Below are 12,839 nucleotides of genomic sequence, written 5' to 3'. Positions count from 1 at the left end.
CGAGGCGTCCGATGAACGTCTGGAACTTTGCCCGCAGCCCGGCTTCCGTCCTGCTGATGATCGCGTTCGGGCGAGCGCGTGCGATCGCGCCGGCGGCCTTGCTGAAGGGCTCGCAACTCACGCTGAAGCAGCTCGCCGATCCGGACTTCACGGTGCTGACCGCGCAGGAACTGACGGTCGCGTCGAACCTGCTCGCGCTGACAGGCGACGAGCCGGGCGTCGGCCTGACGGTCGGCCTGTCGTATCAGCTGTCGGCCTACGGGCTGCTCGGGTACGGGCTGCTGAGCAGCGCGACCGGCATGGACGCCGTTGCGCTCGCCGGCCGCTATCTGGCGCTGACCTATACGTTCGTCGGGATGACGTACCGTCGCGCCGGTCGACACGACGCGATCGTATTCGACGCGTCGCCGGAACTGTCGACGCCGCTGCAGCGCTTCTTCGTCGAGCGTGCGATGGGCGCGACCTGTCGCGTGCTGCGCGACGTGACCGGCGACGCGTTCGAACTCGCGACGTTCGACGTCGCGTATGACGCGCAGCCGGGCGGCCGGCAGGTACTCGGCACGCGGGTCCGGTACGGGCGGCCCGGCAATGCGATCACGTTCGGGCATGCGCAGCTCGAACGGCCGTTGCCGCAGGCCAACGCCGCGACCGCCGCGATGTGCGAGCGCATGTGCGCGGAGCTGGTCTCGCGCCGGCGCACGCGCGTCGACTTCGTGTCGTTCCTGAACGAATACCTCGCTACGCGGCCGTTCGACCGGCCGCCGCAGCTGAAGGACATCGCGACGCTGCTGAACACGAGCGAGCGCACGCTCAAGCGCCGGCTGCGGGAAGAGGGCGCGTGCTTCCGCGACATCTCGAATGCGGTGCGCAGGACGCGTGCGCAGACGCTGATCGCCGAAGGGCGGCTGTCGATCAAGGAAATCGCGGAGGAACTGGGGTTCAGCGACATGTCGTCGTTCTCGCAGGCGTACAAGCGCTGGACCGGTGTCGCGCCGAGCGTGTCGCGGCTGGCCGGAACGGGCGCGTAGCGGGCGGGATGCGGGTTGCGGTTGACCCTCCCGCGCGAACCGTTCATCGTGGCGGTTCCACGCCGATTCACTGGCCTCGCACGGATTGTCGTCGGATCGGAGCAGCTCGCCTGAGCCGCGGCGGGCGGTGACCGCCGAAAGCGCTCTCGCAAGACTGTTTCGTCATACCAGGCGACCGCGCAACCGTGGCGTGCGCGCTGACCTACGATGAAGACATCGCGTCCATCGTCTGCCCAACCATGTGTACCCACTACCGCGCCCCCGATGAAGACCCGGGCATCAGCGAGCTGAGGATCGGCATCGGCGACCTGTTTCGCCGCGACCCGTGGGAACCCGACGTGTATCCGGACTATGCGGCGCCCATCGCACGTGCCGACGGCGACGGTCTCGCGGTCGTCAGCGCGGTGTTCGGTTTCTGGCCGAAGTTCATGCAGCCCGAGCGTCTCGACGAGCGCGGCCGCAAGCGAAAGAAGCTCGATACGGTGAACGCGCGCGCGGAGACGGTCGGTGAGTCGCGACTCTACGGCAACGCCTGGCGCAATGGCCAGCGCTGCCTGATTCCGGCGCGCTGGATCTTCGAGCCGTGCTACGAGACGGGCCGCAACGTGTGGCACCGGATCGGCGTCGACGGCTGGCAACCGTGCTGCGTCGCCGGCCTCTGGCGGCGCTACGAAGCGGCCGACGGCCACGAGCGGATCGGCATGACGATGCTCACGGTCAATGCGGACGATCATCCGGTGTTCGCGCGCATGCATCGGCCCGGCGACGAGAAGCGGGGCGTCGTGATCCTGCGTCGCGACGACTACGACGAATGGCTGCATGCACGCGACGTCGAGGCCGTGCGGCGCATGCTGACACTCCTTCCTGCGGCCGACATGGTCGCCGCACCCGATCCCGTGTCGCCCGCCGGCGCCTGAGCTTTCGTTTTCCATGCATTTGTCATACGCACAACCGACTGCTCCGCGGGTCGGACGTATCCCGTTTTCTCAGACGATTTCCAAAATTCCCGGATTCCGGGTAATCACCGATATCAGCCAAGTTGTATATACAAGATCATCCGCTGGCAATGTCGGCACACGTCGTGCCCATTGCGCGCCAGCGTGCTGACCGTGCGTGCGTGGCGCATGCCGGCGATCCACGGCGCCCCGCACCCGACGAGCCGAAAGGGCGGCTCGGCACGTTTTCCGTCTCGTCCCAACCATTTGTGATCCTCAGTATCTTGGAGATTTACCCGTGTCAACGAATCCCAGTGGAAAAGCCGGCGGTCTGATCGAGGTACGCTCGATCGATTTCATTCCCGACGCCGAACGCCACGGCGGACTGCTGAGCCAGTTCACGCTGTGGCTGTCCGCGAACATGCAGATCACGGCCATCGTCACGGGCGCGCTGGCGGTCGTGCTCGGCGGCGACGTGTTCTGGTCGCTGGTCGCGCTGCTGCTCGGCCAGTTCATCGGCGGCGCGGTGATGGCGCTGCACGGCGCGCAGGGGCCGCAGCTCGGGTTGCCGCAGATGATCTCGAGCCGCGTGCAGTTCGGCGTCTACGGCGCGATGATCCCGATCGTGCTCGTGTGCCTGATGTACATCGGCTTTTCCGCGAGCGGCTCGGTGCTCGCCGGGCAGGCCGTCGCACAATTGCTGCACGTCGACGACGCGGCCGGCATCCTGCTGTTCGCGGCCGTGATCGTCGTGCTGACGGTGTTCGGCTATCGCGCGATCCACTTCGTCGGCCGGATCGCGAGCGTGATCGGCATCGTCGCGTTCGTCTACATGTTCACGCAGCTGTTCGCGAACCACGACGTCGGCGCGCTGCTCGCGAACAGGCACTTCTCGCTCGCGAGCTTCCTGCTGTCGATGTCGCTGTCCGCGTCGTGGCAGATCGCGTTCGGCCCGTACGTCGCCGACTACTCGCGCTACCTGCCGCGCTCGACGTCGTCGGTCGCCACGTTCCTCGCGGTCGGCCTCGGCTCGGTGATCGGCGCGCAGGCGGCGATGGTGTTCGGCGTGTTCGCGGCGGCGCTGGCCGGCAGCCAGTTCGCGCACCACGAGGTGTCGTATATCGTCGGCCTCGGCTCGACGGGCGCCGTGGCCGCGCTGCTGTACTTCAGCATCGCGTTCGGCAAGGTGACGGTGACCGCGCTCAACGCGTACGGCAGCTTCATGTCGATGGCGACGATCGTCAGCGGTTTCCGCGGCAAGGGCGCGGTGTCGTCGAAGAGCCGTCTCGTGTACATCTTCGGGATGATCTGCGTGTCGACGCTGATCGCGCTCGCCGGCCGCCATTCGTTCCTGAAGGAATTCACCGCGTTCATCCTGTTCCTGCTCGCGTTCTTCACGCCGTGGAGCGCGATCAACCTGGTCGACTACTACTGCTTCACGCGCTCGCGCTACGACGTGCCGGCGCTGTCCGATCCGGATGGCCGCTATGGCCGCTGGAACGTGATGGCGATCACGATCTACGTGGTCGGCATCCTGGTGCAGCTGCCGTTCATGTCGACGCACATCTACACGGGCCCGCTCGTCGACGCGCTCGGCGGCACCGACATCTCGTGGATTCTCGGCCTCATCGTGCCGGCCGTGCTGTACTACGTCGGCGCGCGTGCGTCGCGGCGCAGCATCCCCGAGCGCCTGATCCTGCCGCTCGAACGCGGCGAGGTTCATCACTGACGCATCGCGTCGTCCGCCGGGCCGGCTAGCAGCCGGCCTGAGCGGCCCGCCGCCGCGAGCCCGGCTCGACCGGCAGCCGCGTCGTACCTCACCTTCGTTATCCGCGATGCCGGCATGGCAGACCACCGTGCCCGGCGTCGTTCCATTCTCTTTTCATTGAATAGTAGGACTAAGCAGATGAACGCACGAGACATTCGTTCCCGGGCGCGATCGGCGCATGCCGGTCTTCGCATGGCCGTTACGGCCGCATGCCTGGGTGGGTCGGGCGCCGCGCTCGCGCAGGACGGCGTCACGCTGTACGGCGTGATCGACGAATTCGCGCAGTACGTGAATACCGGCAACGGCTACACGGCGGCGATCGGCTCGGGCGGCCAGTGGGGCAGCCGCTTCGGGCTGAAGGGCGGCGAGGACATCGGCGGCGGCCAGAAGATCGAGTTCGCGCTCGAGAACGGCTTCAACCCGAACGACGGTTCGCTGGCAAGCTCGGGCAGCATGTTCAACCGGCAGGCGTGGGTCGGCATCGCGGGGCAGTGGGGCAAGGTGCGTGCGGGCCGCCAGAATTCGCCGCTGTTCAACGACCAGGGCGGGCAGGACGCGTTCGGCGGCGTCACGCAGGCGTCCGGCATGGACAACCTGACCGTGTTCGCGTTCCGCACCAGCAATACGCTGTCGTACCAGAGCCCCGAGATCGCCGGTTTCCAGGCCGGGCTGTATTTCGGATTCGGCGACGCGGGCGGCGTGCGCTCGGCTGGCTCGAGCCAGCAGTTCGACGTGACCTACGAGCACGGGCCGTTCGCGGCATTCGTCGCGGGCCAGTGGCTGAAGAACAAGACCGCGACCACGACCGATCGCACGATCATGGCCGGCGCGTCGTACGCAATCGGCAAGGCGACGGTGTACGGCGGCTTCTCCGCGGTGAAGTGGGCAGACCTCGGGATCGATTCGCGCGTGTACGGGCTGTCGGTCAAGTACCAGCTCAATCCGGCGAACTACGTCGCGCTCGGCTATGCGTACCTGCACGACCAGAGGTCGCAGGGCGACAACGCGGACCAGTTCGGGCTGATGTACGAATACGACCTGTCGAAGCGCACGAGCTTCTATGGCGCGCTGTCGTACCTGCGCAACCGCAACCAGGCTGGCTACACGCTCGCCGGCGCGGCGAACCCGGGCCTGCCGCTCGCGTATCCGGGCGCGAATGCGCGCGGCGTGCAGCTCGGCATCGTGCATCGCTTCTGACGGTGCATCGGGCGCCGGGCCGCGCGGGCTGGCGCCTGTTTCCCGTCACGGGTGCGCGCAATCGCGTGCCTGCATGCGCGCGCCTACATCCCCAGCCGTTCCGCGAGCGAATGACGCTGCATGCAGCGCTCCATTGCGTCGAGGAACGCCTGCTCCGCAGCGTTCATCTTGCGGTCGCGATGCCACAGCAGGAACACGTCGACGTCGACGAGGCCCTCGTCAGGCGGCAGTCGCCACAGGCGTTGCTGCGCGATGTCGTCGCGCACGATGTGCTCCGGCAGGCAACCGATGCCGTAACCGGCGAAGATCAGCCGCCGCACTTCCTCGAGGCTCGGCGACGACGCGACGATGCGTCCGGTGAAGCCCTTCTGGTCGCGGAACACGGTGAGCGGCGACAGGCTGTCGCCGATCTGGTCGCTCGTAAACGACACGAAGTTTTCCGCGAGCAGGTCGTCCATCCGCAATTGGGTCTGCCCGAACAGCCGGTGATGGCGGCCGCAGTAGATCGCGTAGCGCTGCCGCAGGAAGCAGCGCATCTCCAGCTTGTCGTGCGGCGTGCGGCATAGGCCGAGCCCGGCGGTGGCCGTCTTCTGCAGCAGCGACGACAGGATGTCCGACGAGCGCATCACCTCGATCTGCAGGTCGATGCGCGGATACGCGCGATGGAAGTCGGCGAGGAATTCGTCGTAGACGGGCGACTCGATGCGGCTCACCGTCAGCAGCCGGATCGAGCCGGTCAGGTCGGCCGTGCTGTCGTCGAGCTCCGTTTCGAGCCGCGACACGCCGCCGTAGATGTCGCTCGCGATCCGGTACACGGCTTCGCCCGCCGGCGTCGGCGCGAAGTGCGCGCCGCGCCGCTCGATCAGCTTGCGCTCGAGGGCCTCCTCGAGCCGCCGCAGCGCCTGGCTCACGGCCGGCTGCGTCACGTGCAGGCGCGCGGCCGCGCGGCTCACGCTGCGCTCCTGCATGATCACCAGGTAGGTGCGCAGCAGGTTCCAGTCGAGGCGGTCGTTGAGGAAGGGGGCGAGGTCGGCGCGCATCGGGTCAGTCATTAGCTGAATTTATACGCGAAATAATAACTTGAAATTTGACTAATGATGTGCGGTCGCCGATAAAGGAGGGGCGCCGCACCGTGCGGCGCGAGGCCGCGACAGATGGCCGGCCATCACGATATCGCGCGTGCCGCGGCGCGCGCCAGGAGCCCGCATGACCCAGTCCCTTCCTTCCGCCCGCCAGCCGGCGCGTGCCGCGACGGCCGCGTTCATCGGCACGATGATCGAGTGGTACGACTTCTACATCTACGCGACCGCCGCCGCGCTCGTGTTCGGGGAACTCTATTTCCCGTCGCATGACCGCTTCGTCAGCACGATGGCGTCGTTCGCGACGTTCGCGGTCGGCTTCTTCGCGCGCCCGCTCGGCGGCATCGTGTTCGGCCACCTCGGCGATCGCATCGGCCGCAAGAAGGCGCTGATGACGACGCTGATGATGATGGGCGTCGCGACCGTTTGCGTCGGGCTGCTGCCCGACTATTCGAAGGTCGGCATGCTCGCGCCGGTGCTGCTGGTCGCGCTGCGCGTCGTGCAGGGGATCGCGGTCGGCGGCGAGTGGGGCGGTGCGGTGCTGATGGCGGGCGAACACGCGCCGCAGGGTCGCCGCACCTTCTTCGCGTCGTTTGCGCAACTCGGCAGCCCGGCCGGGCTGATCCTGTCGCTGGTCGCGTTCCGCGCGGTCACGTCGATGGACAAGGCCGACTTCCTCGCCTGGGGCTGGCGCCTGCCGTTCCTCGCGAGCTCGGTGCTGCTCGTGGTCGGCATCCTGATCCGGCTCGGCGTGAACGAGTCGCCGGAGTTCGCGCGCGTGAAGGAGACGAACCGTACCGTGAAGCTGCCGGTCGCCGAAGTGTTCCGCTCCGCATCGGGGCTCGTGCTGCTCTGCATCGGCGCGAACACGATCGGGATCGCGGGCGTCTATTTCACCAACACGTTCATGATCGCGTACACGACGCAGTACGTCGGCGTGTCGCGCTCGCTGATCCTCGACAGCCTGTTCGCGGTCGCGATCATCCAGTTCATCGCGCAGCCGATCGCCGCGTGGATCGCCGAGCGCATCGGCGGCGCGCGTTTCCTGAAGATCGCCGCGCTGCTCGCGATGCTGTCGCCGTACCCGATGTTCATGCTCGTGCAGGGCGGCACGTCCGCGTCGCTCGTCGCGGGCATCGCGCTCGCGGTCGTCTGCATGGCCGGTTTCTATTCGGTGATCGCCGGCTTCGTGAGCGGCGTGTTTCCCGCGCACGTGCGCTATTCGGCGATCTCGCTCGCTTATCAGATCTGCGGCGCGATCGCGGGCGGCCTGACGCCGCTCGTCGGCACCTGGCTCGCGCATCGCTTCGCGGGGCAGTGGTGGCCGCTCGCGGTGTTCTACACGGGTCTCGCCGGCGTCTCGCTGCTTTGCATCGTCGCGCTCGACGCGCGCCGCGCGGCCCGGCCGGCCGCCGCCGAAGCGCTCGGCTCGCGCTGAAACTCAACGAACGAATTCATCGGAGTGCAAATGAAAGACCTGCTGGAAATCGACGGTGCCCGCCTGTGGCGGAGCCTGGCCGACATGGCGCGCATCGGCGCGACGCCGCGCGGCGGCGTGCGGCGCCTTGCGCTGACCGACGACGATCGGCGCGGGCGCGACCTGTTCGCGCAGTGGTGCCGCGACGCGGGAATGACGGTGAGCGTCGATGCGGTCGGCAACCTGTTCGCGCGGCGCGCCGGCACCGATGCGCAGGCCGCGCCGGTGCTGATCGGCAGTCATCTCGACACGCAGCCCGAAGGCGGGCGCTTCGACGGCGTGTACGGCGTGCTCGCCGCGCTGGAGCTCGTGCGCACGCTGAACGATGCGGGCATCGCGACCGACAAGCCGCTCGAGATCGTGTCGTGGACCAACGAGGAGGGCGCGCGTTTCGCACCGGCGATGCTCGGCTCGGCGGTGTTCACGGGCGCGCTGCCGCTCGACGACGCGCTCGCGAAGCAGGATGCCGACGGTGTCACGCTCGGCGCCGCGCTGGACGCATGCGGCTACCGCGGCACGCGCGCGCCGGGCGGCGCGCTCGACGCGTATTTCGAAGCGCATATCGAACAGGGCCCGGTGCTCGAGGCGAACGGCACGACGATCGGCGTCGTCACGGGCGGGCAGGCGATCCGCTGGCTCGACGTGAGCGTGACGGGCGTGGCCGCGCATGCGGGCACGACGCCGATGCCGTATCGCAAGGACGCGTATTTCGCGAGCGCGCAGATCGCGCTCGAACTGGAACGGATCGTCGCGGGCTACGCGCCGCGCGGGCTCGCGACGATCGGGCAGGTCGGCATCCGCAACGCGTCGCGCAACACGATCGCAGGCGACGTGACGTTCACGGTCGACCTGCGCCATCATGACGATGCGCAGGTCGACGCGATGGAGCGAGACCTGCGCGACGCCTGCGCGCGCGTGGCCGCCGCGCGCGGCGTTCAGGTGTCGATCGACACCTGCTGGCGCAGCCCGGCGACGCCGTTCGACTGCGCCTGCGTCGAACTGGTCGCGCAGGCGGCGGACGCATTCGGCTACACGAACGAGCGGATCGTCAGCGGCGCCGGCCACGATGCGATCCTGCTCGCGCGCCGCGTGCCGACCGCGATGGTGTTCATCCCGTGCGTCGGCGGACTGTCGCACAACGAGGCCGAAGACGCGTTGCCCGACGACGTGACGCGCGGCACGAACGTGCTGCTCAACGCGGTGCTCGCGCGCGCGGGCGTTGCGACGCGCGTGGCCGCGGCCGCGCACGACGCATGACACGGCGAATCGACGAGGACCCACGATGAAAACCTATTTCCACCCCGAACAGTTGCTGCACCATCCGCGCACCTACCTGTCGCGCGGCAGGATGCGCGAGCCGCAGGAGGTGCCCGAGCGCGCGGCGCGGCTGGTCGCGGCGGTGCATGCGCTCGACTTCGACGTGCGCGAGCCGGCCGACCGCGGCACCGCGCCGATCGCGGCCGTGCACGACATGAACTACCTGCGTTTTCTCGAGGAAGCGCATCGCGACTGGAAGCGGATGCCCGACGACTGGGGCGACGAAGTGATGTCGAACGTGTTCGTGCGCGACCCGAACCCGCTGCGCGGCGTGCTCGCGAAGGCCGCGCGCTATCTCGCCGACGGCAGCTGCCCGGTCGGCGCGAACACGTGGCGCGCCGCGTACTGGTCCGCGCAGAGCGCGCTCGCGGCCGCGTCGGACGTGAACGACGGCGCGCGCGATGCATACGCACTGTGCCGGCCGCCCGGCCATCACGCGCGCCGCGATGCGGCCGGCGGCTTCTGCTACCTGAACAATGCGGCGATCGCCGCGCAGGCGCTGCTCGGCCGCCATCGCCGGGTCGCGATCCTCGACACCGACATGCATCACGGGCAGGGTGTGCAGGAGATCTTCTACGGCCGCGACGACGTGCTGTACGTATCGATCCACGGCGACCCGACCAATTTCTATCCGGTCGTCGCCGGTTACGAGGACGAGACGGGCGCGGGCGCCGGCGACGGCTACAACCTGAACCTGCCGATGCCGCACGGCGCGCCCGAGTCGGCGTTCTTCGAGCGGCTCGACGACGCGCTGCGCGCGCTCGCGCGGTTCCAGCCCGACGCGCTCGTGCTCGCGCTCGGCTTCGACATCTACAAGGACGACCCGCAATCGCAGGTGGCCGTCACGACCGACGGGTTCGGCCGGCTCGGCGGCGCGATCGGTGCGCTCGGCTTGCCGACGGTGATCGTGCAGGAAGGCGGCTATCACCTCGAGAGCCTCGACGTGAATGCGCGCGCGTTCTTCGGCGGGTTCGCCGGCGCGCGCTGAGCGCTGAGACGTCGATACGTCGATACGTCGATACGTCGATACGTCGATACGTCGATACGTCGGTACGTCGGTACGTCGGTACGTCGATGCGTCGATGCGTCGATGCGTCGAAACGTCGAAACGTCGAAACGTCGAAACGGCGGCGCGCGATGCGCAGGCCGTCAACGAAAATGCCCGCACCGGAATCTCGGCGCGGGCATTTCTCAATCGCGGTGCCGCGTATCGGCGCCACGCGGATCACCGGGCGCTCACGAATTCGCAGCGACCGGCGCGCGGCGGCGCTGGATCATCTGCAGCGCGACGAGCGCGAGCCCCGCCGCCGCGATCAGCCCGCCGACGAGCGGCACCGCCGCGTAGCCGAAGCCGGCCGAGATCGCTGCGCCGCCCGCTGCCGCGCCGACTGCGTTGCCGAGGTTGAACGCGCCGATGTTGACGGCCGACGCGAGGCCCGGGGCTTCGTGTGCGGCACGCATCACGCGCATCTGCAGCGGCGGGACCACCGCGAACGTCGCGACACCCCAGACCAGCAGCGTGACCGCGGCGCCGGCATGGGTGCGCGCGAGCAGCGGGAACGCGGCCATCGTCACGATCAGCAGCACCAGGAAGCCGATCAGCGTGCCGTCGAGCGAGCGGTCGGCGAGGCGGCCGCCGGCGATGTTGCCGATCGAGAAGCCGACGCCGATCAGCACGAGCATCGCGGTGACGAAGCCGGGCGTCGCGCCGGTCAGGTGTTCGAGCGTCGGGGCGACATACGTGTACAGCGTGAACATCGCGCCGGCGCCGAGCACCGTGGTCCCGAGCGCGCCGAGCACGACCGGGCGCGTCAGCACCGACAGTTCGGCACGCAGGTTCGGCATCCTGCCGGCTGCGCCCTTCGGCAGCGCGGCGAACAGGCCGGCGATCGCGATCAGGCCGAGCACCGCGGTCGCCGCGAACGACATGCGCCAGCCGATCATCTGGCCGAGCCAGGTCGCGGCCGGCACGCCGCCGACGTTCGCGATCGTGAGGCCCATGAACATCGTCGCGACCGCGCTGGCCTGCCTTTCGCGCGGCACGAGGCTGGCCGCGACCACCGAGCCGAGCCCGAAGAACGCGCCGTGGTTCAGGCTCGTGACGAGTCGCGCGAGCAGCAGCGTCGTGTAGTCGGGCGCGACGGCCGACAGCAGGTTGCCGATCGTGAAGATCGACATCAGCGCGATCAGCGCCGAGCGGCGCGACCAGCGCGCGAGCAGCAGCGTCATCAGTGGCGCGCCGACCATCACGCCGATCGCATACGCGCTGATCAGCATGCCGGCCTGCGGAATCGACACGTGGACGCCGTCGGCGATTACGGGCAAGAGGCCCATCGGCGAGAACTCGGTCGTGCCGATGCCGAACGCGCCGGCGGCGAGCGCCAGCAGCGGCAGCGCGGCGCTGCCGCCCGGGCGGGAAGGGGAAGAAGTCGTGGTGTTCACGCGATGCGCTCCGGTAAGCATGGGGCAACGGCACCGGGCCGTTGTGGACAGGGTGAAGTGTGCCTGCGTTACTTTTGCGGAAAAAGCCGTGCTCGGGCGAAATTATCTTGATTTCATGTCAACAATGCGCGATTGGGGCGGCACGCGCATATGGCCCGCCGGGCGGCGCGGCTTGCCGCCCAAAAAAATCCCCGGTCACAGGGGGACCGTGACCGGGGCGGAAAGGCATCCTCTCTTTGGCACGAGGGTGGATGCGGGCGCAGTATATTTCGGTGCATAACGTTTCGAAGTGACGTTAAACGGCCCTTTTTGGCGTCAATTTGAAAATTCCGGCGTGATGGCGTCGATCGTCACCGATTCGAAAGATTGGTCGTGCGCTCGGACGGACGTTCCGGGTGCGCGAAGACGCTAATACCGGCCGTCGTCCGAAGCGACTGCGCGCAGACGGCCGAATCCGCTGCCGCGCGACGAGGCGAAATCCGCCGGCGTCGCGCGGGTCGCGCATGCCGGGCCGGTCGGTCAGTCCGCCTGCCCGGCCGCATCGCGCACCGCCTCGAGAAACCGCGCGACGACGGGCGAAGCCGGCGCCGCCGCACCGTCGAACACGAACTCGATGTCGAAGCGGCTCGCGAGTTCGTCGAGTGCGACGAGCCGGACCGTGCGCGGGCACGTCGGCGACGCGCTTTCCGGCACGAATGCGCAGCCCATGCCGGCCGCGACGAGACCGATCAGCGTCGGGATGTCGCTGCCGACCTGCGCGATGCGCGGCGTGAAACCGGCCTGGTCGCACTGGGCCATCAGGAAGCGGTGGTGCGCGGCGGAGCGCTGCGCGTCGAACCAGACGAACGGCTCGTGTGCGACGTCGGCGAGCGTGCGCGGCGCGTGGAAGCGGCCGCCGGGCGGCGCGGGCATCGCGAGCACGAAGCGGTCGCTCAGCAGCCGCACGCCCGACAGATGCGGCGCCTCGTCGCGGCGCCACGCCATGATGCCGCCGTCGAGCTGGCCGCGCATCAGCGCCGCCGCCTGTTCGGCCGACAGCATCGGCGCGATCGACAGCTTCACGTCCGGACACGCGTCGCGAAACGCCTTCAGCACGTTCGCGACGACCGGCAGCGGCAGACAGTTCGGCAGCGCGCCGAGGCGCAGTTCGCCGAGCTGGCCGGCCGCGCTGCGCAATGCGCGTTCGCGGCTGTCCTGCAATGTCGCGAGCAGGCCGGTGGCATCCTGCAGGAAACTCGCGCCGGCCGCCGTGAGCGTGACGCCCGTCGCGCGGCGGATCAGCAGCGGCGTGCCGATCGCATCCTCGAGCTCGCGGATCTGCCGCGACAGCGCGGGCTGGACGATGCCGGCCGCGCGGGCGCCGGCCATCACGCTGCCGGCTTGCGCGACGGCCACGAAGTAACGCAGGTGACGCAGTTCGATCTGGCGCATGCGGTGTCGGCTCCGGTGTTCGGTCTCGATTCGGTGGATATGCCTGTCAAGCATAGCAAGTGCCATCCGATGGTATTGGAAAGCATGGCGGGCGTGCCGTACGATGGTCGTCGTTGCCGGGCCGGTTCACTGGCCCGTGCGTTCTCCTTGCCCCGATTCCCGACC

The 12,839-nt window shown here is 68.7% G+C and carries 10 protein-coding genes; 7 read left to right on the top strand and 3 right to left on the bottom strand.

Annotation, left to right across the window (positions count from 1 at the left end; translation table 11 throughout):
• The first annotated feature begins 11 nt into the window (after positions 1 to 11).
• The 4 genes from PL79_RS34925 (at position 12) to PL79_RS34905 (ending at position 4,928) form a co-directional block, all read left to right on the top strand.
• A complete protein-coding gene (locus tag PL79_RS34925; RefSeq protein WP_044844937.1) occupies positions 12 to 1,028 on the top strand; it encodes an AraC family transcriptional regulator in 1,017 nt (338 codons plus the stop codon).
• A 239-nt stretch (positions 1,029 to 1,267) separates the two neighbouring features.
• Positions 1,268 to 1,945, top strand: a complete 678-nt coding sequence (locus PL79_RS34920; RefSeq protein ID WP_044844936.1) for an SOS response-associated peptidase family protein — start codon at positions 1,268 to 1,270, stop codon at positions 1,943 to 1,945.
• A 316-nt stretch (positions 1,946 to 2,261) separates the two neighbouring features.
• Positions 2,262 to 3,692, top strand: a complete 1,431-nt coding sequence (locus tag PL79_RS34910) for a purine-cytosine permease family protein (RefSeq protein WP_044844935.1) — start codon at positions 2,262 to 2,264, stop codon at positions 3,690 to 3,692.
• Between the two features lie 177 nt (positions 3,693 to 3,869).
• Positions 3,870 to 4,928 carry a porin gene (locus tag PL79_RS34905; RefSeq protein ID WP_044844934.1) on the top strand — a complete coding sequence of 353 codons (1,059 nt, stop codon included), beginning with the start codon at positions 3,870 to 3,872 and terminating at the stop codon, positions 4,926 to 4,928.
• Between the two features lie 83 nt (positions 4,929 to 5,011).
• On the opposite strand, the gene PL79_RS34900 is transcribed toward PL79_RS34905, so the two are convergent.
• On the bottom strand, positions 5,012 to 5,968 hold the full coding sequence (locus tag PL79_RS34900) for a LysR family transcriptional regulator (RefSeq protein ID WP_044844933.1): 957 nt from the start codon (positions 5,966 to 5,968) through the stop codon (positions 5,012 to 5,014).
• Positions 5,969 to 6,134: 166 nt separating this feature from the next.
• Between PL79_RS34900 and PL79_RS34895 the strand changes: the two genes are divergently transcribed.
• The 3 genes from PL79_RS34895 to PL79_RS34885 are packed head-to-tail and all read left to right on the top strand — an operon-like array spanning position 6,135 to position 9,789.
• A complete protein-coding gene (locus PL79_RS34895; RefSeq protein WP_044844932.1) occupies positions 6,135 to 7,445 on the top strand; it encodes an MFS transporter in 1,311 nt (436 codons plus the stop codon).
• Positions 7,446 to 7,475: 30 nt separating this feature from the next.
• Positions 7,476 to 8,741 carry a Zn-dependent hydrolase gene (locus tag PL79_RS34890; protein ID WP_044844931.1) on the top strand — a complete coding sequence of 422 codons (1,266 nt, stop codon included), beginning with the start codon at positions 7,476 to 7,478 and terminating at the stop codon, positions 8,739 to 8,741.
• Between the two features lie 25 nt (positions 8,742 to 8,766).
• Entirely contained in the window at positions 8,767 to 9,789 is a 1,023-nt protein-coding gene (locus PL79_RS34885) for a histone deacetylase family protein (RefSeq protein WP_044844930.1), read from the top strand.
• 248 nt (positions 9,790 to 10,037) lie between these two features.
• Here the strand turns inward: PL79_RS34885 and PL79_RS34880 are convergent, their stop codons facing one another.
• Positions 10,038 to 11,243, bottom strand: a complete 1,206-nt coding sequence (locus PL79_RS34880) for an MFS transporter (RefSeq protein ID WP_044844957.1) — start codon at positions 11,241 to 11,243, stop codon at positions 10,038 to 10,040.
• A 519-nt stretch (positions 11,244 to 11,762) separates the two neighbouring features.
• A complete protein-coding gene (locus PL79_RS34875) occupies positions 11,763 to 12,674 on the bottom strand; it encodes a LysR family transcriptional regulator (protein WP_044844929.1) in 912 nt (303 codons plus the stop codon).
• Positions 12,675 to 12,839 lie beyond the last annotated feature (165 nt).

The sequence above is a fragment of the Burkholderia sp. USMB20 genome (genome assembly GCF_000949135.2).
GTDB lineage: Bacteria > Pseudomonadota > Gammaproteobacteria > Burkholderiales > Burkholderiaceae > Burkholderia.
The sequence above is the reverse complement of the archived record's forward strand: the minus strand, read 5'-3'. Positions and strand labels throughout refer to the sequence as shown.

Coding starts and splice junctions, on each gene's coding strand:
- PL79_RS34925 (WP_044844937.1), top strand. CDS start 12: ATGAACGTCTGGAACTTTGCCCGCAGCCCGGCTTCCGTCCTGCTGATG.
- PL79_RS34920 (WP_044844936.1), top strand. CDS start 1,268: ATGTGTACCCACTACCGCGCCCCCGATGAAGACCCGGGCATCAGCGAG.
- PL79_RS34905 (WP_044844934.1), top strand. CDS start 3,870: ATGAACGCACGAGACATTCGTTCCCGGGCGCGATCGGCGCATGCCGGT.
- PL79_RS34900 (WP_044844933.1), bottom strand. CDS start 5,968: ATGCGCGCCGACCTCGCCCCCTTCCTCAACGACCGCCTCGACTGGAAC.
- PL79_RS34895 (WP_044844932.1), top strand. CDS start 6,135: ATGACCCAGTCCCTTCCTTCCGCCCGCCAGCCGGCGCGTGCCGCGACG.
- PL79_RS34890 (WP_044844931.1), top strand. CDS start 7,476: ATGAAAGACCTGCTGGAAATCGACGGTGCCCGCCTGTGGCGGAGCCTG.
- PL79_RS34885 (WP_044844930.1), top strand. CDS start 8,767: ATGAAAACCTATTTCCACCCCGAACAGTTGCTGCACCATCCGCGCACC.
- PL79_RS34875 (WP_044844929.1), bottom strand. CDS start 12,674: ATGCGCCAGATCGAACTGCGTCACCTGCGTTACTTCGTGGCCGTCGCG.